This window comes from [Clostridium] innocuum (assembly GCA_012317185.1).
In the GTDB taxonomy this organism is placed as follows: Bacteria; Bacillota_I; Bacilli_A; order Erysipelotrichales; family Erysipelotrichaceae; genus Clostridium_AQ; species Clostridium_AQ innocuum.
This window is the reverse complement of record CP048838.1, coordinates 3,111,204-3,137,674: the sequence shown is the minus strand read 5'-3', so window position 1 is coordinate 3,137,674 and position 26,471 is coordinate 3,111,204. Positions and strand designations below refer to the sequence as shown.

The window sequence follows — 26,471 nt, the reverse complement described above, 5'->3', positions numbered from 1 at the left end:
ATGGGAAAGAAACTGAAAAAGGACTTTAAGGAAAGGCAAAGGGCAAGGATTGAAAAGGAAAGGCTGCAAAGTAATAGCAGCATAGAGCCTGAAGAAAGTAAACTAAAGCATAATGATGATTACAGAGGAAAAATTGTCCATGATAAAGACCGATTTCAAGATAAGGTACATGAGAAAACAAGCAAAATGTCCTCTGACAGTGAACCAATTGGAGGAAATTCTAAAAAAAATGAAAGGTATAGAAGTTCTGAAACAGGAAGTGTAAGTCAGGAAGAAATCGGAAAAGCTTATTATGGTACTGAAGTTAAGGATGGAACAACCTATGATCCTTTAGGAAAAGACCTTGATAATGACGGAATCATAGACAGATATGACAATGACTTTAGGGATAGCGACTATTTTGAGTCAACCTATGATGTCGAGGATAATTTTCATCATAAAGCAGAAGATACAAAAGATTTATCAAAAAGCCAAAAGGTTCAAAAGAAAAATTACAAGAGAAAAAATTATTCCGATAAGCTCTATACCAGAAAAAAGGACAATGAAGCCAAAGAGGAAAAGGTAGACAATAAAAAAAGCGGAAAAGAAGCTATCCTTGATAGAGAAAAGAAAAATAGGCTTTCTAAAGAACAGGAAACAATTTTTAAGAATAAGGCTTCTAAAGTATCTGCTTTATCAGGCTTGGCAAAAGGAAGTGAAACCGTAAGAGATTACTTATCTCATGGAAGCGATGAAAATCAAGGTGTAGAGGCAGGAGAAAAGACAGCCGATACAAGCTCAAAGCTCATTCATGGCATTAAGAACTACTCGGATAAGAAAAGAACAAAGAAAGGATATGACCTTACAAATAAGGACTATAAAATCAGAAAGCGAAAATCTAAATTAGAGTTTCGAGATGCCAAAGAGGAACTGAAAAAGACAAAGGAGTATCAAAAAGCAAATAACTTTAAGCGATTTCAAAAGCGAAAGCAGATGAAAGATTCCATTAAAAGGCAGAATAAGTCAAGGCTTAGAAATCGCATTAAGGAAGGGCTTATCGGCAGTCTTAAAAGTTCAAAGGAAGTTATATTAAGAAAAGCGAAGGGACTTATGATTATTTTCATAGGTCTTATTATTTTGGGAACTTTCTTTATTAACTTTGCAGGGACAGGAATGACAGGCTTTATGAACTCTACAAGTACAGTTCTTACAACAAGTTATTTATCAAAGCCTAATGTACTGAGTGAAATCAATGAGAATTTTTCGGGGATGGAAAAGGAGCTGCAAAACGAGGTTGATAATGTCAAAGAAAATTATCCCGGATATGACGAGTACATCCTAAATAACACAGAGTACATCGGTCATAATGTCCATGAGCTTTTATCCTACATTACATCAAGGTGTGGAGAAGTAAAAAATGTATCAGAAGTAAGCTTTGTATTAGATGAGCTTTTTAAGTCCATGTATGACCTTGAGTATAAGGAAGAAATTGAAATCAGATATAGGACAGTTACAGAAACATATACCGATGAAGATGGAAACGAATATACAGAAAGCCATGAAGAACCTTACGAGTACAAAAAACTCATTGTAACACTTCATAAAAGGGAAATGGACAGTATCATAAGGGAAGTCTTTGCAAACTATCCTGATAACTTGAAACACTATGAAGCCTTATTCCTTGCTCAAGGTAATATGGGAGAAGCTTTTGGCAATAGAGACCTTATTGCTTCAAATGGAGGTATCGGAGGTGGAAAAGAGTATGAGGCTTCTACGGAAGTTCAAAAGAAGATTGTAAAAGCTGCATACATTACGCCATCTCCGGGTGCAGGCTGGTGTGCTATGTGGGTATCGCAAGTCTATCAAAATGCAGGACTTGGATATATCGGAGGAAATGCCTGTGATATGTACCGAAATTATACCTTTACATCAGATAAATCAAAACTCAAAGTAGGAATGCTTGTTGCAGTTGAAAGCAGTAGTAGCGGAAGTACAGCCGGACTTACCTATGGTCATGTAGGAATTTATATAGGTGATGGCAAGGTGATAGATAATATCGGACGAATCAGGGTAACCACCTTGGATGATTGGATAGCAACTTTCTGTAAGCACCATCCCGTAGGTTATGGCTTTCCGCCAAATGTAAACAGATAAGGAGGATGCAATTTGAAAAAAGAACTGACAGCAGTAAAAAACAGAATAAAGAAATTAAAAGATAAAAAGGCTCTGATTGATGAAGAATTGGAGCCTTTGTTCATTCGTGAAGAAGAACTTGAAAACGAAGAAATTATTGCCATTTGCAGAAAGAACAACATTACAATCAGTGATTTAATGGCAAAAGTAAACAGAGAAAAAGCAGAAACAAAAAAGGAGAACGGAAATGAAAAAAATGAAGAATAAAAAGGCTTTGGGAGTAGCTCTTGGAGCAATGCTTTTGATTGTGGGAGTAGTAATCTCTTTATTTGCAGGTAGTAAGATTGTATTTGCACAGGGAAGTTTGCTTCCGACACTTGTAAATCCGATAGAAGTTGTTGCTCAAACGGAAGTAGAAGTTAATGTTAAGTATATTTTTGAAGATGAAAAAGTCTTTAAGGAAGAAAAGATAAAGGCAGAGAAAGGACAGCTTCTTGACAGTGGAGATCTTCCAATGCTGCCTGATGATATGAAATTTATAGATGATTTTCTATTTTATGAAGTTAAGGCTGATGGGAAAGATGAAATTATCCGTAAAGTAGAAAAAATTGATGTTAAGGATAAGGAAACGCAAACAGAAAATGAAAGCTCAAAATCTGAGCAAGGCTCTCAATCAAATTCTTCAAAGACAGAAAATAAGGGGACTCAAACAGAGCTTAGTAAAGATGATATTTCTAAAATGGAAAAGGAGTCTAAAGAACTTAAAGAAAAACTTGATAAGCTAAATCAGGAGATTAAGGATAAGGAAAAACTAAGTGATAAGCAAAAGGACAAAATCAAAGACCTTGAGGAAAAGATAGATAAGCTGAAGGAAAAACTTGAAAAGGGCAAAGACGATAAGGACTTATCAGCAGATATGAAAAAGGAGATAGAGAAGCTAACTGATAAGATTAAGGAACTTGAGAAAAAGGCTAATGAGGTCAGTAAAGCTCCTGTTACACATAATCCTACTGTAACACCGACTAGCCCTATCTCCGGAATTAAACAAGGAACAGGAAATGTATCACCACAAACATCTATAAATAGCAGTGGTAAAGGTTCTGCCACGCAGGAAAGTAAAGGGACAAATACAAAAGATACAAATAGCAATGAATCAAAGGAGAAAGAAAGGCAAGTTCGTTATCCAAACAAGCTGACACCGAAGCAGCCTGACAATAACGGTAGTCAGGATTCTTCTCTGGATGGTTCAAGCAAGAATGTAAATACCAATAAAGGAGTTGCTTCAGCCCCATCAAAGGCAAGAGGAGCAGTTACGGAAAATAAGGATAATGTAAACAATGATTATCCAATTCATCATAATGACAGCAAAGACAATAAAGAAACGGATAAATATTCAGCGGACGCAAGACAGTTTGTTACCTTTACTACTAAAAACGGTAAGACTTTTCATCTAATCATTAACCATGACGAGGATAGCGAGAATGTCATGCTTCTAACTGAAGTATCTGAGGATGATCTTTTAAATATGGTAGAAAAGAAAGCTCCGGAGAAAGAGATCGTTAAAGAAGAACCACAAAAAGAAGAACCTAAACCAGTTAAAAAAGAAGAAAGCAGCAATACAGGAACTTACTTGATTCTCATTCTTGTAGTATTGGGAGCATTAGGTGCGGGATATTATTTTAAGGTCATTAAGAAAAAAGAAGATAAGGAGCTTGAAGGCTTTGAGGAGGAAGATGATGATTTCTTTTCATCAGCAGAAGAAACCGAAAATGAAGTTGATGAATCAGAAACAGAAGATAATGAGGTAGAGTAAATTTGCACCTAAAACTGTACAATAGGGGGGTGCAAAACACAGGGCGAGAGAGTAAAATCTTTCGCCCTCTTATATTGAAAAACAGGAGGACGAATATATATGAAACTTGTAATTGCTGAAAAACCAAGTGTTGCAATCTCCATTGCAAAAGTAATTGGAGCAACAAAAAAGAAAGATGGATACTATGAGGGAAACGGATATAAGGTAAGCTGGTGTGTTGGACACTTAATTCAGATGGCAAATCCTGATAGCTATGATGAAAAGTACGCAAAGTGGAATATGGCGGATTTACCGATTATCCCAAGAGAATATAAGTATGAGATCGCAAAGTCCACAAAGAAACAATTTACAATTCTTAAAAAGCTGATGAACGATAAGGACATAGACATAGTGATAAATGCTTGCGATGCAGGGCGTGAGGGAGAGGCAATCTTCAGGCTTGTCTATAATCAGGCAAATTGTAAAAAGAAGATGAAACGCCTTTGGATTTCCTCCATGGAAGATAGTGCAATTAAAGATGGCTTTGATAACCTGAAAGATGGAAGTTGTTACGATAATCTCTTTGAATCATCACAAGCAAGGGCGATTGCGGATTGGCTTGTGGGAATGAATTTGAGTAGGCTGTATTCTTGTCTTTACAAGCAAAATTACAGTGTGGGCAGAGTCCAAACACCGACTCTTGCCATGATTGTAAAAAGAGATGATGAGATAGCAAATTTCAAGAAAGAAAAATATTTTACAGTAGAGCTTAATTTAGACGGTTTTTCTCTTTCTACCGATAGAATTTACGATAAGATAGTTGCGGAGCAATTACTTAATTTGGTAGGAAACACCATTGAAATTACTGATGTCATTCAAAAGGAAAAGATAACAAAACCTGAGCTGCCATTTGACCTTACAACGCTTCAAAGAGAGTGCAATAAATATTTCGGGTATAGTGCAAAGCAGACCTTAGATTATGCACAAAGTTTATACGAGAAAAAACTAATTACCTATCCTCGAACAGACAGTAGATGCTTAACGGAAGATATGATTACAGGTACAATCAACAACATTATTGGAAAGTATGATTTTGATACAGGGCGTATTAAGACGGTATTTAATTCTAAAAAGGTTACAGACCATCATGCGATGATACCTACAGCAAGCAGTATGAATGAGGACTTAGCTTCTCTTCCTGAAAGTGAATTGAAGGTATATGAACTGGTCTTAAATAAGCTACATGCAAGTGTAGGCTATCCTTTAATTGAGAATACAACAAAGATTGTGGCTGAATTTGACGGATTTGAATTTACAAGTAGCGGCAAGGTGATTGTAGATGAGGGCTTTACCAAATACCTAAACGAATATGCAAAAAAGAAAAATGAAGATACAGTGCTTCCTGATGTAAAGATTGGTGATAGTCTTGATATTAAAGATAAAGAGATAAAAGAAAAATACACATCACCGGCTAAACATTTTACAGAAGATCTTCTCCTAAAGGCTATGGAGCTTGCAGGAAATGATGCACTTGATAAAAATATTGAAGTAGAAAGAAAAGGACTTGGAACACCTGCAACAAGAGCGGGGATTATTGAAAATCTAATCTTTAAAGGCTTTGTAAAAAGAGATAAGAAAAATCTTGTAGCAACACATAAAGGAATCAGCCTTGTAACGATTGTAGCAGATACCTTTAAATCGGCAGAAACGACAGCAAAGTGGGAAATGGAATTATCGGATATTGCTCAAGGCAAATCGTCTAAGAAAGAATTTTTAGATGCGATTGAAAATGAGATAAAAGAGGCTGTTTTGACATATCACAAGTAAGACAGCACTAATTTCAGAGTAGAAAAAATCCTCTAAAAATGCTATAATTTCTTGTAGGAAAAGTAGGGCGAAAGGAATTAAGCATGAAAGATATATTTATGGATACTGCAAAAGTTATGTCCAAGGGGCAAGTTACCATTCCAAAGAGGATACGAGATCTTTTGAATTTAGAAAATGGGGACTATGTAACTTTTATTGTAGATGAGTGGAGAATACAAATTGTTAATTCAAAGACTTTCATTGAGGATAATATACAAAGTAGGAAACAAATTATAAATGTCAGATATCTATAGGAGGAACTTATGGATAAAGAAAAGACTTCTTTGCAAAATATAAACGCAGAAAAAACAGCAATCCGTTTGAAGAGATTGTTACGATTGTAGAAAATGCAAAAGATCGTGCATATAGAAAAGTTAATGAAGAACTGATCTTAATGTATCAAGAGGTAGGGAAATACATTAGTAAAAAAACTGAGGAAGCATCTTATGGCTCCGGATTTGTTGATAATGTGGCAGAATTTTTTTCGACAAACTATCCTGAGCTGAAGGGATTTAATCGTAGAGGACTTTACAGAATGAAGTAATTCTACGAGTTATATAAAGATGATGAAAAAGTGTCACCACTGGTGACACAATTGAGTTGGACTAATCACTTGAAAATAATGTCAGCTTCTAAAAGCCAAGAAGAGAGAAGGTTTTATATTGAATTGGCAGTAAAAGAAAGATATTCAAAGCGTGAGTTGGAAAGGCAGATGGATAGCGGTTACTATGAACGCTTTATGCTTTCAAATGGCAATATGTTGCCGGCAATTCAAAAAGCAAAACAAGAAACACATAATTTGTTTTTAGATAAATATGTTTTAGAGTTCCTTGATGCACCAAAGGGTGGTAATGAAAGAGGTTTTCAAAAATCAATACTTGAGAACTTGAAGAACTTTGTTTTAGAAATTGGAAAAGATTTTTCCTTTATAGGGAATGAGTATAGGGTACAGGTTGGAAACCATGACTATTACATCGACCTGTTATTTTATCATAGAGGATTGTCATGCTTAGTTGTATTTGAACTCAAGCTTGGAGAATTCAAGCCTGAATATATAGGAAAGATGAATCTCTATTTGGAAGCATTGGATAGAGAAGTTAAGAAACAAACGGAAAATCTAAGTGTTGGAGTTATTCTTTGTGCATCAAAAGATGATGAGGTTGTAGAATTTGCACTTAGCAGAAGTCTTTCACCAACAATGGTATCGGAATACACCTTAAAACTGATAGATAAAAATTTATTGCAGAAAAAGCTGAAAGAGTATACTGAAATTGCAGAGGAAAAAGTAGAAGCAAATGAGGAATGAAAAAGGAATATTATAGGAGAGGCTTTAATTTGCAGCCAATTAAGATGTCGAAAGGAGTAAAAGGATGAGTGTTGAAAGCATACTAAATGGTGTAGAAGATACCCTGTATATCCCGCTTGTAGGAAGAATATATGCAACAAAAAAGTTCCCTGAATTTTTCTATGATGAAAAGGCTTTATCCTTAGAGTCACATATACCGACAGACAGCATAGACAAAAACAGCAACGAATATTTTTATATGGCGAGTGTTTGTAGACAACAGACAATAGATGAAAAGATAATAAGTTTTCTTAAAGATAATCCTGATGGAAATGTAGTGTTTTTAGGTGCAGGCTTAGAAACTGCTTATCATCGTATAGGAAATAAAACTGCCAACTTTTATCAAGTAGATTTGCCGAGTGTTATCGAAATTAGAAAAAGAGTGCTTGGAAATGGCAATAACGAAAATCTTATTTCAGGGGATATGTTCAAACTTGATTGGATTAAAGAAATAGATACAACACTTCCTACACTAATTTCTGCTTCAGGTGTTTATCAATATTTTAATAAATCCAAAGTTATAGAGATGATTAAAAGTATGAAAGATCAAATTCCAAATGGAGAATTGGTCTTTGATGCTACAAATTCTAAAGGGTTAAAGCTTGCTAACAAATATGTGAAGAAAACGGGAAATACAAATGCACAAATGCATTTTAGTGTAGATAGCCCAAAAGAATTTGCAAAGTCTACGAACACCATTTTTTTAGAAGTAGATGGGTTTTTCCAAAAGGCATTAAAGGATTGTTATGGATTAAAGCCGGTTACAAAGATATATATGTACTTTGCGGATAGGTGGAACAGAACACTGGTTGTACATTTAAGATTTAACTGATAGAATTCTATATATTTAACAGGAACATATTAAACTTAATTTAAATAGAAGTAAGTTGCAATACATAGAATTTAGAGGTGATTAGAGTAAAATCTAACCACCTTTTTTATTTTGTAAAAAAGAAGGAGGTAAACATGCGAATAAATGATTTTCATAACATTTTGGAGCTTGTAAAACAAGATGTTTTGCAGAGTGAAGTAGAGTATCTGAAACTTCTAAAAGTTGTCGGAAACAATCAGAGGTATGATTTTAGAAGCCAGCTTAGTATTTATGATAAAAATCCTGAAGCGATAGCTTGTGCCAAGTTTGACTACTGGAGAGAACGCTTCGGAAGAACCGTCATGCGAGGTGAAAAGGGCACCCCTATTTTAGAGGATTATGGAACATACAAAAAGGTGAACTATATCTTTGATATAAGTCAGACTGTTTCAAAGAACAGAGATGTTAATGAGGTAAATCTTTGGAGATTTGATAAAGAGGCTCATACAGATGTATTAAAAGAAATGATAAAAGCTGATGGCTATGAAGAAAGCGAAAGCACCTTAGAAAATATCTTTTCTTTAAGCAGGCTTTACGGTGATGAAAAAATAGAAAGCCTGATGAATGAGCTTAGAATATCTGATGAGGATAGAATTTCCTTTACTAAATTTGTAAGGGATTCGATAAGCTATGCAGTAGCTTCAAGATTTAAGTTAGACTATCCTATGGATAAAGAGCTTTTAAAGGAAAACTTTGCAATGCTTGACAGCATTTCTCTTATGAGCCTTGGAGAAACGGTATCGGATATTAGCGGAACAGTCATTGATGCAACCATTCAAAAAAGCAAAGATTTAGAGCTTCAAAAAGAAGTTTTAAGAGGTAAAGAAGCAGGATATAATAAAATAAAAGAAGAATTAGAGGAGGTAGAAGAAAATGTACTTCGACGAGATGGTCAGGAAAGAATTAGTGAAACCGAGCGAATTTTCCGAAATGAAGAGTACGGACGAGATAATAGAGAAAATCAAAGAGAATACACTGAATCAGTTAGAGGAAGAGACGGACTTTATGAGGGAATATCCGAATCCAGTGTACGCAGTGATGAGGCTGGATTATCTTTCCAACAGCGAGGAGCAGAGCCACTTCGAGATGTTAGTGGATCTATACAAGGAGAAAAAACTGACCAAGCACTTGATGGATACTCAGAAACAGGCGATAGAATTTATGAGAGCAGAGAAGCCGAAACTGATGATAGCTTGGAAGATAGAGGACGAGAGCCATCCGCAGTACAAAGCGATGATTTCAGCCCTCAAAGAAATGACAATCAAGGAAGTAGTGGAAATCTAAAAGAAAATACGAATAAAGAGATAAGAGAAGCTGACAAGGCTTCTTTTTCTTTGCCTGAAAACAGCTCAGGACAAATTACACTTACAATACCTCTTACTCAAAATGAAATTGACAGTATTCTTGTAAACGGAGGAAACCATGATGGTGGCAGACTTCCTATCGTTGCTGAATTTTCTAAAGGAAAAACATTAGAAGAATTAGGAGAATACCTTAAAGATACATTCAAAGGCGGAAACGGTTTATCTCTTAATGAAATAGAAGTATCTTCCTGGTATTCGGATAAAGGCATTCATTTAGCCTACGGTACTTCTGCAAGAGAAGATATGACGCAAATTTTAAGCTGGAGTGATGCTGCAAGAAGAATAAATGAGCTTTTGGAAAGCGGAGAGTTTGCTACAAATGTAGAGCTTTTAGAAGCACAGGACTATGAAAGAGATAGAGTTTCAGAATCGCTATGGTATCTATATCACGATTTAAGCGAAGAAGGGAAAGCACATGGTTATTTTGACTTTATAGAAAAGGGCGGAGGCTTTCCGAAAGAAACAAGGCAGTTATCGGAAGCTCTTAAAAATCCTGACTTTCTAAAAAATGTTATTTCCGAATACAATCGCTTTTTGAAAGGTTATAAAGAAAACAAAGATGTACTAAGGTTTCATTATCACAAGGTAGATAGCCTTTATCAGAAATTGCAGGAGCTTGAACTTCCAAGAAAGGAATATACTTCTAACCTTACCGAACTTCCAAAGGTGCAGGGCTTTATCACAGAAGATGAAATTCTTTTTACGATTTCAAGAGGAAGCGGAGTTGCTCAAGGAAAAGAGAGAATTACAAAATATTTTAAAGAAAACCACACACTTCATGAAAAAGCGAATTTCCTAAAAGATGAATATGGAATCGGCGGAGGATCTCATGCTGTATCAGGCGAAAGAGGAAGCGGAGAATGGCACGATGCAAAGGGACTGAAATTACAGAAGAATCATTGTAACGATGTTTTTCTTACGTGGTCAAATGTAGCAAAGCATATAGATGAGCTGCTTTCTAAAAATCTTTATCTTGAAGAAAATAAAATTGAAAGCAAGGTAGAGATAGAAGAACAAAAAGAGTCGAGTTATTATTCTAAAGATGATCCATATAATCTAATGACTGATGAAATGCTTGAGCGAATGCCTGAGCTCTATGCACAAGAGGATGTAGCTTTAGCAGATAAACAGGTTCATGCAGCATACATCATTCCATTTAGAAGTAACTGGACTTGGTATATGACGGAATATGACAGGGAAAGTAACGATGCTTTTGGACTTGTCTTAGGAGTTGAACCGGAATGGGGATATTTTAATCTTGAGGAGTTAAAGGAATTAAATGCCCAGAGGCTTGTTTTAGAGGATTTCCCAAAGAGTTTTAGAGAGCTTAAAGACAGCGAACTTAAAAAGCAGATGGATGAGCAGGAGCTTTATCATGTCTTTAACGGAGAACTTAGCTTTGAGGAGAATAATACAGAACTTGAAGTATCTGAAAAATTAGAAGAAATCATACAGATAGAACCTGTTCAAGCTACCTTATTTGATTATCTAAAGAAAAACGAAGAAGTAGAGCTTAATGAAAAAGAGGACAGCCTTTCAGATGAGTTTGCAGTTAAAGAAGGCGATACTGTCTATTTAAATCATGAGGAGTACAAGGTAAGAAAACTTTCTAAAAATCAAATCACAGGAAGAAATGACTTATGGCTTGATCCTGCAAGGCAAGGGAATCATCAAATACCGATTGTAGCCTTTACGGATAATGAGGATTTATTAAGACAAGTAAGTCTTGAAAGACCTGAATTTATCATCGGTGATGAAGTCAGATATAAGGAAAAGGAATATACCATCACAAGATTTGATGATATGGGAAATAACCTAAAGACTGTAACGGTTAAGGATAATACCGAATATCTTGGCGGTATGATTACAGGCTCCGATGTAATTCCTTATCGTAAGGAAAGTGAGCTTGATAGAATCTTTGAAAATCTGACTTATGTGAATCCCGAAAAGACTTCTGAGGAAGTAGAGATAAAGAAAAATCAGGCTCACAATTTCAAGATTACAGAAGAAACACTACCTGCAAAGTTATCTCCAAGCGAGAGGTTAAATAATAACCTTGAAGCAATCTCTATGCTTAATAGGGTGGAAAGCGGAGAACGAGAGCTTGATATTACCGCTCAGGAAGTTTTAGCAAAATATGTAGGCTGGGGTGGACTTTCCGATGTCTTTGATGAAAGTAAGGATGGGCAGTGGAAAGAGGCAAGAGCATTCTTAAAAGAAAATCTATCTTCATCAGAATATGAAGCTGCAAGAGAATCAACCTTAACGAGTTTTTACACACCGAAAACAGTCATCGACGGAATATATAAGACACTTTCAGGTATGGGATTTAAACAGGGAAATATCCTTGAACCATCGATGGGTATTGGAAACTTTATCGGTAATGTTCCTGATGAAATGAGTAAGTCAAAATTTTATGGTGTAGAGCTTGATTCAGTAAGCGGTCGCATTGGAAAACTGCTATATCCGGAAAGTGAAGTACAGGTAAAGGGACTGGAAGAAACTGGATTTTCCAATAACTTCTTTGATGTTGCAATAGGAAATGTTCCCTTTGGAGAGTACAAGGTAAATGACAGAGAATATAACCGAAATAACTTTCTTATCCATGATTATTTCTTTGCCAAGTCCATTGATAAGGTTCGTAACGGGGGTGTTATTGCCTTTATTACATCTTCAGGAACAATGGATAAAAAAGACGAAAGTGTAAGAAGGTATCTTGCAGCAAGAGCCGAGTTTTTAGGAGCAATCAGACTTCCGAACGACACCTTTAAGGGTGTTGCCGGCACAGAAGTAACTTCGGATATTATCTTCCTAAAGAAAAGAGATAGCGTATTAGAGCGATATGAAGATTGGATACACCTTGCGGAAGATGAAAACGGGCTTGTATATAACAAATACTTTGTCGATCATCCTGAGCAGGTGCTTGGTTCTATGTGTGAAGTAAGCGGAAGATTTGGGAAAACTCTAACTTGTGAACCGATAGCTTTTTTAGGGCAAGAGATAAATATGGCTTCATTAAAGGATCGTATAGAGATTGCAGGAGAAAGAATTTCAAAAGATGCCAAGTATGAAGAAATAGAGTTACTGGATGATGAAATAACCTCTATTCCTGCAACCGATGATGTAAAAAACTTCTCTTATACCCTGATTGATGATGAAGTCTATTACAGAGAAAACTCGCTTTTTATAAAAAAAGAAGTAAACGATAAAACCAAAGAAAAAATCAAGGATTACCTTGAGCTGAATGCTGCCTTAAAAGATGTGATTTACAAGCAGAAGGAAGATTTTAGTGAGGAAGAAATCAAGGATTCACAGGAAAAACTAAATGAAGCATATGACATTTTTTCAAAGAAGCATGGCTTTGTCAATAATTTAAGCAATACCAGAGCCTTGAAAGAGGATAGTAACTTCCCACTTGTTTCCTCCATAGAAGTCCTTGATGAAGAAGAAAATTTCAAGGCAAAGGGAGATATTTTCTCCAAAAGAACCATTACAAAAGCCAAAGTCATAGACCATGTGGATACCTCTTTAGAAGCCCTTGTTTTATCGGTATCCGAAAAAGGATATGTGGACTTTGACTATATGGAAAGTCTTACAGAAAAAGACAGACCGACTTTGATTGAGGAGCTTCGAGGGGAAATCTACTTAAATATCAGAGAAGAACAAAACTTTTACAGACCACTTTCCTTTAACTTGGAGGATGGTGATTTACCTTTTGCCTGTGCAAATGGTAGCAATTCATATAAATATGGCTATGTAACAAAAGATGAATACCTAAGTGGGAATATTAGGGACAAGATTGCCATTGTAGATAGCTATCTATCAAAACTAAGGCAAACGGAAAGAGAGCTTCCTCATCTTGGCTTTGCCGAGAATGGAAAAGAAAAAGAGCTGATAAGCTATGAAATGAACCGTTTGGAATATCAAAAAGCGGAGCTTACAAAAGTTCTTCCAAAAGAATTAGAAGCAAGTGAAATCAATGTGCGTCTTGGTGCAACTTGGATACCGATTAAAGATATTGAGAAATTCATCTTTGAAACATTAAAAACTCCGGGATATGCAAGATGGGATATTAAGGTTAAATTTTCAAACCTTACAAGCGAATGGAATGTAGAAGGAAAAAGCAGGGACAGAGGAAATGACCTTGCTGAAATGACTTTTGGTACATCAAGGGCAAATGCCTATAAGCTGATTGAAGATGCCTTAAACCTTAAAGAAACGAAGGTATTTGACCAGATTGTAAATCCGGACGGCTCTAAAACTTCTGTCTTAAATAAAAAAGAAACCATGCTTGCAGGACAAAAACAGGAACTATTAAAAGAAGAATTTAAGAACTGGATATTTAACGATCAAGAACGAAGAAACCGTCTTGTAAAACTCTATAACGAGCGTTTTAACTCCATCCGCAACAGAGAATATGATGGAAGCAATCTTTCTTTTGAGGGGATGAATACGGAGATTGATTTAAGACCTCATCAAAGAAATGCCATAGCAAGAAGCCTTTATGGAGGAAATACCTTGCTTGCTCATGTAGTAGGCAGTGGAAAGACCTTTGAAATGGTAGCTTCCGCAATGGAAAGTAAAAGACTTGGAATGTGTAGTAAGTCCTTATTTGTTGTACCAAATCACTTAACAGGGCAAATCGGTCGTGAGTTTATGCAGCTATATCCGTCGGCCAACATTATGGTGGCTGATAAGAAAGACTTTGAGCCGAAAAACAGAAAGAGATTTATCGGCAAGATTGCAACAGGGGAATACGATGCGGTTGTTATCGGACATACGCAGTTTGAGAAAATCCCTATGAGTAAGGAATATCAGGAAAAGCATATCCAAAATCAGATTAATGAAATCGTAAACTATGTAGAAGAATACAAGCATGATAGAAACCAGAACTTTACGGTAAAACAGCTTGAAAAAACAAAGAAAAAACTGGAAACAAGGCTTGAGAAATTAAATGATGATTTTAAGAAAGACGATGTGATTACCTTTGAGGAATTAGGAGTTGATAAGCTCTTTGTTGACGAGGCACATGGCTTTAAGAACCTTTATCTCTATACCAAAATGAGAAATGTCGCAGGTATCGGGCAGTCAGAAGCCTTTAAGTCCTCCGATATGTTCATGAAATGCCGTTACATGGATGAAATGACAGGAGGGAAAGGTATCGTATTTGCCACAGGAACGCCTGTAAGTAACTCTATGACAGAGCTTTATACCATGCAGCGTTACCTTCAGTATGAGAGCCTAAAGAAGAATAATTTGGAGCATTTTGATTCTTGGGCTTCCACTTTCGGAGAAACACAAAGCTCCTTTGAATTATCACCTGAAGGTACAGGATATAGGGTAAAGACAAGATTTTCAAAGTTCTATAACTTGCCTGAACTAATGAGTATGTTCAAGGAAGTAGCAGATATTCAGACTGCGGATATGCTTAATCTTCCTACACCTGAAGCTAACTATGAGGTTATTAAAACAGAGCCTTCTGAAGAACAAAAGGAAATCCTAAAGAGCCTTTCTGAAAGAGCAGACGATGTAAGAAATAGGGTGGTTGAGCCGGATGAAGATAATATGCTGAAGATTACCAATGATGGTAAGAAACTTGCCTTAGATCAGCGTTTAATTAATCCATTTCTTCCTGATAATCCCGATAGTAAGGTAAATGTATGCGTGAAAAATGTATTTGCTATTTGGGATAAGACGAAAGAGAGTAAGTCAACACAGCTTCTGTTTTCCGATATGTCAACTCCAAAAGGAGATGGAGAATTTAATATCTATGATGACATTAGAGAAAAACTTGTAGCAATGGGAATACCGAAAGAAGAAATCGCCTTTATCCATGAAGCCAATACTGATAAGCAAAAGGACGAACTCTTTGCAAAGGTAAGAAAAGGTGAGATTCGTATCCTTATGGGTTCGACTCAGAAAATGGGAGCCGGCACAAATGTGCAAAATAAACTAATTGCTTTGCATGACCTCGATGTGCCTTGGCGTCCTGCTGACCTTGAACAGCGTGCAGGTAGAATTGTAAGACAGGGGAACGAAAATGAGAAAGTAAATATTTATCGTTATGTTACAGAGAATACCTTTGATGCCTACCTTTGGCAGACGATCGAAAATAAGCAGAAGTTTATTTCTCAGATTATGACCAGTAAAACTCCAGTTAGAGTTGCAGAAGATGTGGACGAAAGCTCACTTAACTATGCAGAGATTAAAGCTCTTGCCACAGGAGATCCAAAGATTAAGGAAAAGATGGATTTGGACAATGAGGTTACGAAACTTAAAATGCTTGAAGCGAACTACAAGTCCAATCGTTACAGATTAGAGGATAAGGTGGCGAAAAATTATCCTGAAGAAATCGCAAGAACGGAAAAACTAATTGAAGCTGTTAAGAAAGATATAGCAAGTGTAGAGCCTAAAGCGGAAGGTGAGGAAAAGTTTACTTCCATTACCATTGCGGGAGAAAAGATTACCGACAAGAAATTAGCCGGAGAAAGACTGCTTGAAGCTATTTCCAAAGTGAAAATCAATGAAAGCAAGGTTATAGGCAAGTATAGAAATATGGATTTAGAGGTAAGCTATAACTTTTTTACCAATGAGCATAACTTTAGCTTAAATGGTGCTGCAAAGCATTCAGGGGAACTTGGAACAAGTGCAGAGGGCAACATTACAAGACTGGACAACGCTCTTGAGAAAATGCCTGAGAAATTAAACAGACTTGAAGAAAAACTTATCAGCACAAAGGAACAACTTCAAAATGCCAAAGAAGAATTAAAAAAGCCTTTTGAAAAAGCTGATGAGTTAAAGATGAAAGTGCTTCGCTTGGCAGAACTGAATAAGCTCCTTGATATGGGAGAAGTGGAAGAAAAGAGAAACGATAATCCTCTTGTAGAAGATGTAAAAAGGGCAATCATTGATTTTTGTAACAGGGAATATGAAGAAAATCATAGCTATGATGAATTTAATACCTTGTATCCTGATTTAAAACATATCGGTATCGCTTATACCAATACACCGGATGAAAGACATGGTATTCAGTATGAGCTTGATTTAGAGGAAAAAATATGGACACAGTACATTGATGATACGCTTATCAAAACAGAGAGCTTTGATTATGAAAACAATGGAGAGAATGAAGCTCTAAGGAATATGAAAAATGAAATAGAAATGTCCTCTTTTAGCGATTTAGTTTATGTTGATTCCGAAGATTTAAGAGCAGCAACGGGACTTGATATTGATGATGAAGGAAACTTTTACGATCCACTCTCTAAAGACCTTGATAGTGACGGCATTCCTGATAGATATGACAATAACTTTAAGGACAGTGATTATTTTGAGTCCACTTATGATGTGGAGAATAATTTTCATAGCAAAGAAGAAACCGCACAAAAATCAGAGGATAAGCCATCTATTATAGGTCAGATAAGAGCTTATCAGGAAGAAAATAAAACAGAAGAAAAACAAAAAACAAAAGAACAGGAATTTTTAAGATAAGGGGAGGGCAACCTCCCTTTTGTTATGAAAGGAGATAAAGACATGAATTACAAAACAATGAGAAATCAGATTGAAGATATGGTAAATGATAACCACAAGGACTTTATTAAGGCGATTATAAGCATGGAAAAAGGCATCAATGATGAAAGTGCTTTGGACAAGCTATATGACGCTCATATGGACAATGACAGCCTTAATTTACTGCATGAGGAATTTGACTATATGATTGAGGATTTAAGGGAACAGGGGCAGATAAAAGACCTGCCTTATGTTAAGGAAGAAAAGGATAATCTTATCAATATTGTCGGAAATATTGTTGGAGAGGTCGATGTAGTAGAAAGGGAAAACAAGAATGGAGAAGTCTTTAAGGTGGCGAATTTCTCCGTAGTATCCAAAGATAATGAAGGAAACAAGGTATATCATAATTGCTCAGCTTATGGAGAAAAAAGTGATATTCCAAAGGACTTTAAGCAGGGAGATTTTGTTAAGCTCTTTGGACAAATCAGAATTTCCGTTGATGATAACGGTAAGGAGCATAGCAATATCAGGATACTTTCTTCAAAGCTGTTAAAGGCAAAGGAACAGATGAAAGGACAGGAAGAAAAGAAAGAATCTGTACTTGGAGCTATCAAAAAATATCAGGCTGAAGATAAGGAAAAGCCGAAAGAAAAGAAAGAAGCTGCAGAAAAAGAAGCTGAGAGATAAATTTACGGTCGGTGTGGTCTTAGGACTGCACCGGCTCTTTTTTTATACAAATGTCGTATGTTTGCGTAAAAAGAAGTTTGTAGTGAAAAAAGTGAACAAATATGATATAATGATAAAAACGAAACTAGATGTATAGGAGGACAATTGTGTCAAAAATAAGTTATAAAAAGCTATTTAAAAAAATGATAGATTTAGATATGAAAAACTCTGAGTTAATGGAAAAAAGCTGAAGTTAGCCGAAGTACTTTTTATAAAATGAAGAATAGTGAGAATATCACTACTGATGTGATTGTCAGAATATGTGATAGTTTGAACTGTGGTATAAATGAAATTATGGAGTTGGTGAATGATGAAAATAATTGATTATGTAATTGAATCTACAAATAAATATATTGAACAGATGCCAAAAGAAATTCGCAAGAAAAATGGGCAATTTTTCACAAGTAAAGAAACAGCTCTTTTCATGGCATCATTATTTGATTTATCATCATTTTCAAAAGAAATTTCTATACTCGATCCGGGAGCGGGTTCAGGAATACTTACGGCAGCTCTTATTCAAAGAATTATTGATACTGATAAGATTGAAGCAATAAAAATTACTTGTTATGAAACCAATGATGACATTTTAGAGCTGTTAAATGCAAATTTATCGTGGATAAGTAAGAATACATCACTAAAAATTGAATACAAAGTGATTAAAGATAACTATATAACAAGTCAAACACTTGAATATAACAATATGTTGGGGGCGAGTACTAAACCTGAAAAATACGATGTAATTATAGGAAATCCACCTTATTTAAAGATTGGAAAAATGGCTAATGAAGCTTTATCCATGCCTGATATTTGTTATGGATCACCGAATTTATATTTTCTTTTTATGGAGATGGCAAGTTTCAATTTGGTTGATAATGGCGAATTGGTGTTTATCGTTCCAAGATCATGGACTTCTGGAGCGTACTTTAAAAAGTTTCGTGAGAAGTTTTTAAACGAAGTGGTTTTGAAGCACATTCATTTATTTGTAAGCAGAGACAAAGTCTTTGATAAAGAGTCTGTTTTGCAAGAAACTATGATTATTAAAGCCAAGAAAGAATTAAATAAGTTAAAAAACATTACTATAACTACAACGAATGATAATTTTGATTTCGGCAGCAAGACTGTTTTTGAAGCTCCTTACGATATGGTTGTTTCCGGAGAACACAAATATGTTTTTTTGATAACTGATAAAGAAGAAGCTGATACGATTAAAAAGGTAAATGAATGGAATGATACCTTGCCAACTCTTGGCTTGAAAATGAAAACTGGTTTGACAGTTGATTTTAGAAATCGAGAGGCTTTAAGAAATGATGCAGAGGAAAAAGCAGTTCCTTTATTTTATTCGCAACATATAAAAGATGGTAAAGTGATTTTTCCTGTTGGAAAAGAAAATGAGTATCTATTAACGGAGCAAAAAGGATTATTGCAGGAGAACACTAATTATTTATTTGTGAAAAGATTTACGGCAAAGGAAGAAAAGCGTAGATTACAATGTGGAATTTATTTAGCTAAAAAATTTCCAACATATAAGGCAATTAGCACACAGAATAAAATAAATTTTATTACAGGCTTACAAGGATTATCAGATTGTTTGGTTTATGGTTTGTATGTTGTATTGAACTCTACGCTTTATGATAATTATTACAGAATTTTAAATGGATCAACTCAAGTTAATGCTACTGAAATTAACTCGATGCCAATTCCACCACTAACTTGTATTGAGAATATGGGAAAGGAACTGATTAAATTAAAGGATATGTCTGAAGAAAATTGTGATGAAATATTAGGGAGATTTATATATGTCTAAATTAGAAGAAGCAAAGAATATTTTGAATGAGTTGAAAGTTCCACTAAAACAGCAGTCGGATCTATGTGGATATGTTATTTTGGCAATGGCAGATATTAAAAAGAATGATGAATGGGCTAATGCAACTAATAAATGGATAAGAATACATGATGTTATTGCCTTTATTAGAGAGTTTTATGAGGTTTCATATGCAGAGAATAGTAGAGAAACATTCCGTAAACAGGCAATGCATCATTTTAGGAATGCAGCATTTATTGAAGATAATGGGAAAGCAACAAATAGCCCTAATTACAGGTATCGATTAACTGATGAAATGTTGTTATTAGTAAAAACTTTTCAATCAAGTCTGTGGGAAGACCAGAAGAATAATTTCTTAAAATCTCATCAGAACTTAATTGATCTATATAGTTCTAAAAAAGCAGTAAGAAAAATGCCTGTTAAAATAAACGGGGACGAGTTCACATTTTCTCCCGGTAAACACAATCAATTACAGAAATTTATTATTGAAGAATTTGCTCCACGATTTGCTGAGAACTCTGAATGTTTGTATGTTGGTGATACAATTCAAAAGGATTTGGTGAAGAATGAGGAGAAACTAAAAGAATTAGGCTTTGAGATAACACTCCATGACAAAATGCCGGATGTTGTTTTATATTCAGAAGATAAGAACTGGATTTACTTTGTTGAGTCTGTAACTTCTGTAGGTGCAATGGAGCCAAAAAGAATAAAAGAAATTGAGGGAATGACGGAAAATGTTTCGGCTGGAAAAATATATGTAACAGCATTTTTAGACTTTAAAACATTTAAGAAATTTTCGGAGTCTTTAGCTTGGGAAACGGAAGTATGGATTGCGGATATGCCAGACCATATGATTCATCTAAATGGGGATAAATTCTTAGGACCGAGAAAATAAATGAGGAGGTGCTCATTATTAAAGGCGAAGTATCAAAAAAAGATTTGATTAGAGAAATTGAAAAAGCTATTAAAAGTGATGAAATAGGAGCATTTATTGGAGCAGGATTATCAATTCCTGCTGGGTTTTGTAGTTGGAAAGAACTTTTAAAAGAACCGGCAGAAGAAATTGGATTAGATGTTGAAAAAGAAAATGATTTGGTTAATTTGGCACAGTATTATTCTAATTCGAAAAAGAGAACATCAATAGATGATCTAATCAAAGGTCAATTTTCTCAATTAGTAAAACCCACTGAAAATCATAAACTTTTATCACAGCTGCCAATTTCAACTTTTTGGACAACAAATTATGATAAGTTAATAGAAAAGGCTTTAGAAACCAATATGAAAAAGCCTTATGTAAAAACAAAGGATGAACAACTAAGAGGTACAAATTATAATTTTGATGTAATAGTATACAAATTGCATGGTGATGTAGAATCCCCTGAAGATGCAGTACTTACAAGAAGCGATTATGAAGAATTTGGATATAACAAAAGAAAATTATTCAGAGAGGTTTTAGAGGGAGATTTGCTTACCAAAACATTTCTATTTTTAGGATTTAGCTTTGAAGATCCAAACTTTAACTATGTAATCGGAAGATTAAGAGTATTACTCGACGAAAAGAATACAAGAAAACATTATTGTATTATGAAAAGAGTTCAAGATACTGATGAGGATTATGAGTACAAAAAAGTAAGACAAGAGCTGCAAATAGAAGATTTGAATAGGTATGGTATTTTTACCTATTTGGTAAATGACTATAATGAAATTACTGACATATTAAGTATACTTGTAGATAGATACAGAAGAAAAACAATATTTATATCGGGTAGCGCGTATTGTTATCCGGGGTATTCTCATGAAACTGGTAAAAATTTTATTCACAATCTATCTTTTGAACTATCAAAGAATGGTTATCGTATTGTGAATGGATATGGCAAAGGTGTAGGCGAATTTATATTAAATGGTGTTGCAGATTATTGCTTGAATCATAATTCTAAAATAAGCGATTTTTTGACACTTATGCCTTTCCCGCAAAATAGCTCATTGGGAATAGATTTAGATAAGCTATATAAAGAAAATAGAGAGCAAATGATTGATAATTGCGGAACCGCTATATTCATTTTTGGAAACAAAGAAACAGAAAATACTGCAAGTGGAGTTATAGATGAATTTGAGTTATGTAAAAAGCATGGGTTAGTATGTTTACCAATTGAACATACTGGTGGGTCAGCTAAAGAAATATTCAATAAAATAACTCGAGAAATTACAGATAAAAATACAATAAGTGCAATTGAACAGGCAAATAAACAATGCGATGGCGATATTGATATGTCTGTTAAAAACATAGTTCAAGCAGTTAAAATATTAAATAAGGAGGAATTTTAAATGGCAAAAAGACAGGTATTTTTTAGCTTTCATTACGATAATGATAATTGGAGGGCAGGACAGGTTCGCAACATGGGGAAAGTAGACAGTAGTTCTACCTTTTCTGATAATGACTGGGAGGAAGTAAAAGAAAAAACAGAAAGTAAAATTAAAGAATGGATTCATGAACAGTTAAATAAGCGTTCATGTTTGGTTGTTTTGATTGGAGAAAAAACAGCGAACAGAAAATGGATAAATTATGAAATAAAAAAAGCATATGAGTTAAATAAAGGTATTGTGGGAATTTACATTCACAAGTTGGAGAATTCACTGGGAGAGCAAGATGATAAGGGTAATAATCCTTTTGATTATTTAACATTAGAAGGTGAAAAACTTTCAAAGTATGTTAAATGTTTTGACTCTAACTATTCATCAAGTAAATATGTTTATAGCGATATTAAAGATAATATTGAAGATTTAATTGAGTATGGAATAAACCATAAACCATCAACTTGGTAATAAATGATGATGGAGAGAAAAAATTATCTCTCCATCTCCTTACCCATGTAAATTCCATAGTTCTTTCGTATTTGATAAAGCTCGTCCATAGTAGATTTTGTAGAAGAATACTCTTGCATTAGGGTATTCTTTTTTTCTTGCAGCTTATCAAGTTTATCTAAAATATCGTTGGAATCAGGTAGCCTTGAATAGGACTTTTTAAGTTTTGCAAGAGCCGTTTCGTAGCGTGTGATTTCAGCCCTATGCTCCTCAAAAAATGCCTTATCAGAAGGATTTGCTTTATATTCTTTGTAGTAGACTCGATACTTTTTAACAGTGTGAACTTGTTCCATCGTATCAGAAAGTAGCTGCATATCCTTATCGACTTCTTTGATTTTATCTTGTAAAGCTTGTCTTTCTTCAGCACTTTTTTGAATATATTCATCAAGCTGCTTAACGGAGTTAATGCCATGTTCTCTGATGAAAAAAACTGACTCAGCCATTGTATTTAGGTTGTGTTTTGTTGCCCAGTATTCATAGCCTTTGCTCTCTTTCACTTTGGCATTGGTATTCATATTGATGACATTTCCGATTCGTTTTTTGACAGGTGGGGTTTTAATCGTTTGATTTTCTGTAATACGCTCTTTTAATCTTTTCTCTGTATAATCCTCACCAATTGTCTTAGCCCTTGTAAATCTCTGCTTATCTTTTGGCTTAAAGGCTATATGTTTTCCATACTTTATTTCATAACCAAGTTCCGCCATCTTCTTTAGAAATTCTTCCCAATCCTTAGACTGTTTTATCAAACGATCAATGTCAAATTGAATCCTGCTTTTCCAAGAAGTACCTTTCTTAGATTGCTCATTTTCATACCATGACTTACCATTTGTTTTGTACTTTCTCTTATAGCTCTCGTAGAATTCATCAATAACAGAAAGGTTATTTTCTTTGCATAGCTTATCGCTTTGATACCTGATTTGGTGGTAGCTTTTCTTGTTGGATTGATAGCACTTGCCTGTTACCATATTTACATTATTGAAGATGATATGGTTATGGATATGACCTTTATCTATGTGGGTACATAAGATATATTCGTACTCATACTTTAATATCTTTTTACACAGTTCAAGACCGATTTGATGTGCCATTTCCGGACTTGTTTCTCCCGGTAAAAAGGATTGAATAAGATGTCTTGCAAGGACAGTTCCGTTTGTTCCTGCATCATTTCGTGTTCTTAAAAATTGAGTATGAGCAGTTTCCTGATGACATTTATGAGTGCTTACTAAGATTTGCTCATCTGTTTTTTCTCCATTAACAATATATGAAATGGCAAGATTAAGGGTTGACTTTATAGGATGAATTTTAGTAATAGCCATAAAATTTAATCACCTCCGGAAGTTCTGTTAAGAAGCAGAGAATGTATTTGCCACAACTCTTTTGAGAAATATTCAATCTGCTTTTTCATATCGTTTATATCGTCCTTATAGATTATGCCGGTAGAATTTACACGCTTTGCAATCTGATTGATGTTGCTTGTAGCGTTGGAAAGTAAGCCTTGTAAATCTCTAAACGGTTCTAAATCCACTTGATATATTTCCTTTTCTAAAACGCACTTGCGAATGAAATGGCTCATATTTCTGCATTTAGCAAGTTTTCTTTTCTCCTCAAAAAGAGTCTTTTCTTCTTCTGTCAATTTAATTTCAAGTCGTTCATTTCGTATTCTATTTGCCATAGGTAAATCCTCCTTTGAATGTATTTCGGGGTCTTAGGGTACACCCTAACAAGTTAAAAATTGATAAAAAAAGAAGCAGATCCCAGAGGGCTGCTTCATCAATTTTTTCGTAAGTGTCCGTACACTTACTGTGCTTGCTCATATACTAATCGTGTAAGAACAACTTTAAGCATAATACTTATATTATTATACCATAGTTTGGAAAAATAAAAAATTATATTTCATCAACGTTTCATAAAAGGTGTGTAGAATGTTATTGAAAGTAGCTATAAAATGCTATTGTGTAAAAAATAAAGGAGGAATAATTTATGAAAAAAATAGTATCAAGAGGAGCATGCCTATTACTTGCATTATGTTTGAGCTTAAACGCAGTTGGGTGTCAAAAAAGTAATGAAAACAATAAAATTAAAGAAGGACAATCCATAAGTTCTGAAGAGGCAGGCATGTCAATTAATGCAAATGGCAAAAATGAAACTTTTAAGCCATCAGATTATACATTGGAGGCAAAGAAAGAATATGTTTATGAATATTTAGGGCTTAAATTTAAACTCTCAGACAAATTTAGAAATTATATAGCTGATAAAAAGATAGCGATGTTAGATGATCAAAGTCCTATAGATAAAGAACTAAAGTATGCTATTTTGACATTTGAAAAAATGACAGAAGAACAAAAAAATGCAGTTATAGAAAAGATGGGCGATGGATATAAAAATTGGCAAAATGAGCTTGAAAGAATTGGGACTATTGGTATATTCGAAAAAAATACATCAGAAGAAAAAATATCTAAAATTACAAAATGTGATACTCATACTAAAATAGGAGTTTCAAGTGATGGAAAATACGATTGCTATTTAAGCACAAATAGCGGAGCTGAAAGTAATCTTCTGGATGAATTAAAAAGAACTGAGATTCAAATTATAGATAAAAAAGAACGTCCTAAAAATGGTTTTGTGCTATCAGAAAAAACTGATTTAGAAAATACAGAAGCATTTAACAAAGAATCGGTTAAAGATTTACGTAAACTATCAACAAAGGACATAAATGGCAAGGATTTTACAAGTAAAGATTTTGAGAAGTATGATCTTACTATGGTAAATGTATTTGCAACTTGGTGTACAGCTTGTGTAAAGGAAATTCCTGATTTGGTTGAGGTTCAGAATGAAATGAAAAGCAAGGGTGTAAATATCGTTGGAGTTGTTACAGATACTGTTGATGATAACGGTGAAAACAAGGAAGCAATTGAAAAGTCAAAGTTAATACATGAAAAGACAAAGGCTTCATATCCTTTCTTAATGCCAGATAAGACAAACTTTAATGGTAGATTGAATGGTATACAGGCTATGCCAGAGACTTTCTTTGTTGATAGTAATGGAAATATTGCAGGTGATACTTATTCTGGGGCAAAGAGTGCAAAGGAATGGAAGCAGGTAATTGAAAAAGAATTGGAAAAAATAAAAAATAAATAAAAGTAAAGCGGTGATTGGTATATGGTTAATAAATTTTTAAAAAGCCGTGCCTTGTCTTTATTAATTATCTTTATTAGTATGGCGATGATTTACTATGGTCATAGTAATGGAGAAACTAAAGTTGTCTTGGATAAGGCGATAAGAATTTGTATGGAGTGTATTGGAATTGGATAGAATTAAAAAGATTATAAATGGTAGTACAAAAAAAGATAAATATAAAATAAGAGATCGTTTTAGGCATTTATTTCAATCCGTTTGGTTTTTAATTACTAATTCTTACTTTGAAGGGTTTAAGACTGGTAAAATCTACGGTGGGAATTTAAAGAAAATTTGTGTTCCAGGTATGAATTGTTATTCATGCCCGGGAGCAAAAGGTTCTTGTCCAATAGGATCACTACAGGCAGTAATTGGAAATTCAAAATATAAGATTAGTTATTATATAGTTGGGATTTTGTTTTTTATAGGAGCATTGGTGGGAAGATTTGTTTGTGGATGGCTGTGTCCATTTGGATTGATTCAAGATTTGCTACATAAGATTCCCTTTTTTAAAAAAGTTGAAACATTTAAGTTTGATAAACATTTGAGAAAATTGAAATACATAATATTACTTGTATTTGTAATAATATTACCTTTATTTTTGGTTGATATTTTAGGTCAGGGTTCTCCGTATTTTTGTAAACTTATTTGTCCGATTGGTATGCTGGAAGGAGGATTACCACTTGTTTTATTAAATAAAAGTATGAGAAATGCGATAGGTTTCTTGTATTATTGGAAAGGAATCATTCTAATAGTTACTTTGTTACTTTCTATAATTATATATAGACCTTTTTGTAAATATATATGTCCACTTGGAGCTATTTACTCAATTTTTAACCCTATTTCAATATTTAGATATAGATTGGATAAGGATAAGTGTATTAATTGTGGAAAATGTAAAAAAGTTTGCCAAATGAATATAGATCCAGTTGAGAATTGCAATCATCTGGAGTGTATCAGATGTGGACGATGTAAAAATGCTTGTCCAGTGGATGCAATTAGTTATGGAGTAAGAAAATAGAGAGGAGTAG

The 26,471-nt window shown here is 34.4% G+C and carries 16 protein-coding genes and 2 pseudogenes; 16 read left to right on the top strand and 2 right to left on the bottom strand.

Annotation, left to right across the window (positions count from 1 at the left end; all coding sequences use genetic code 11):
• From G4D54_15285 to G4D54_15220, 14 genes and pseudogenes are all read left to right on the top strand, one after another.
• On the top strand, positions 1-2,133 hold the full coding sequence (locus G4D54_15285; GenBank protein QJA03701.1) for a CHAP domain-containing protein: 2,133 nt from the start codon (positions 1-3) through the stop codon (positions 2,131-2,133).
• Positions 2,134-2,145: 12 nt separating this feature from the next.
• Positions 2,146-2,379, top strand: a complete 234-nt coding sequence (locus tag G4D54_15280) for a conjugal transfer protein (protein QJA03700.1) — start codon at positions 2,146-2,148, stop codon at positions 2,377-2,379.
• A complete protein-coding gene (locus G4D54_15275; protein QJA03699.1) occupies positions 2,360-3,925 on the top strand; it encodes a DUF4366 domain-containing protein in 1,566 nt (521 codons plus the stop codon). The genes G4D54_15280 and G4D54_15275 overlap by 20 nt, the downstream gene beginning before the upstream one ends.
• Positions 3,926-4,024: 99 nt before the next feature.
• Positions 4,025-5,731 (top strand): DNA topoisomerase III, encoded by a 1,707-nt coding sequence (topB, locus tag G4D54_15270; protein ID QJA03698.1) that lies wholly within the window; start codon positions 4,025-4,027, stop codon positions 5,729-5,731.
• An 83-nt stretch (positions 5,732-5,814) separates the two neighbouring features.
• A complete protein-coding gene (locus tag G4D54_15265; GenBank protein ID QJA03697.1) occupies positions 5,815-6,024 on the top strand; it encodes an AbrB/MazE/SpoVT family DNA-binding domain-containing protein in 210 nt (69 codons plus the stop codon).
• Positions 6,025-6,033: 9 nt separating this feature from the next.
• Positions 6,034-7,076, top strand: a pseudogene (locus tag G4D54_15260) (DUF1016 domain-containing protein).
• 64 nt (positions 7,077-7,140) lie between these two features.
• Positions 7,141-7,947, top strand: coding sequence for a class I SAM-dependent methyltransferase (locus tag G4D54_15255; GenBank protein QJA03696.1), 807 nt, complete (start codon positions 7,141-7,143; stop codon positions 7,945-7,947).
• A gap of 134 nt (positions 7,948-8,081) precedes the next feature.
• The gene (locus G4D54_15250; GenBank protein ID QJA03695.1) at positions 8,082-16,838 is read left to right on the top strand and encodes a DEAD/DEAH box helicase family protein; all 8,757 of its coding nucleotides are present in this window, start codon (positions 8,082-8,084) and stop codon (positions 16,836-16,838) included.
• 42 nt (positions 16,839-16,880) lie between these two features.
• Positions 16,881-17,543: a DNA-binding protein gene (locus G4D54_15245; GenBank protein ID QJA03694.1), complete on the top strand. Its 663-nt coding sequence runs from the start codon at positions 16,881-16,883 to the stop codon at positions 17,541-17,543.
• 146 nt (positions 17,544-17,689) lie between these two features.
• Positions 17,690-17,906 (top strand): annotated as a pseudogene (locus tag G4D54_15240) (helix-turn-helix transcriptional regulator).
• On the top strand, positions 17,890-19,386 hold the full coding sequence (locus tag G4D54_15235; protein ID QJA03693.1) for an N-6 DNA methylase: 1,497 nt from the start codon (positions 17,890-17,892) through the stop codon (positions 19,384-19,386). Before G4D54_15240 ends, G4D54_15235 begins: the two are co-directional and overlap by 17 nt.
• The gene (locus G4D54_15230) at positions 19,379-20,299 is read left to right on the top strand and encodes a restriction endonuclease (protein ID QJA03692.1); all 921 of its coding nucleotides are present in this window, start codon (positions 19,379-19,381) and stop codon (positions 20,297-20,299) included. Before G4D54_15235 ends, G4D54_15230 begins: the two co-directional genes overlap by 8 nt.
• A gap of 8 nt (positions 20,300-20,307) precedes the next feature.
• Positions 20,308-21,729, top strand: a complete 1,422-nt coding sequence (locus G4D54_15225; protein QJA03691.1) for a USG protein — start codon at positions 20,308-20,310, stop codon at positions 21,727-21,729.
• A complete protein-coding gene (locus G4D54_15220; protein QJA03690.1) occupies positions 21,730-22,227 on the top strand; it encodes a TIR domain-containing protein in 498 nt (165 codons plus the stop codon). It begins immediately after the preceding gene.
• Positions 22,228-22,250: 23 nt separating this feature from the next.
• Here G4D54_15220 and G4D54_15215 read toward each other — a convergent pair whose 3' ends face one another.
• Entirely contained in the window at positions 22,251-23,582 is a 1,332-nt protein-coding gene (locus G4D54_15215; GenBank protein QJA03689.1) for a relaxase/mobilization nuclease domain-containing protein, read from the bottom strand.
• Between the two features lie 5 nt (positions 23,583-23,587).
• Positions 23,588-23,938 (bottom strand): plasmid mobilization relaxosome protein MobC, encoded by a 351-nt coding sequence (gene mobC / locus G4D54_15210; GenBank protein QJA03688.1) that lies wholly within the window; start codon positions 23,936-23,938, stop codon positions 23,588-23,590.
• A 308-nt stretch (positions 23,939-24,246) separates the two neighbouring features.
• Here mobC and G4D54_15205 point away from each other — a divergent pair, with 308 nt between their 5' ends.
• On the top strand, positions 24,247-25,404 hold the full coding sequence (locus tag G4D54_15205; GenBank protein ID QJA03687.1) for a TlpA family protein disulfide reductase: 1,158 nt from the start codon (positions 24,247-24,249) through the stop codon (positions 25,402-25,404).
• A 166-nt stretch (positions 25,405-25,570) separates the two neighbouring features.
• Positions 25,571-26,461 carry a 4Fe-4S binding protein gene (locus G4D54_15200; GenBank protein QJA03686.1) on the top strand — a complete coding sequence of 297 codons (891 nt, stop codon included), beginning with the start codon at positions 25,571-25,573 and terminating at the stop codon, positions 26,459-26,461.
• Positions 26,462-26,471 lie beyond the last annotated feature (10 nt).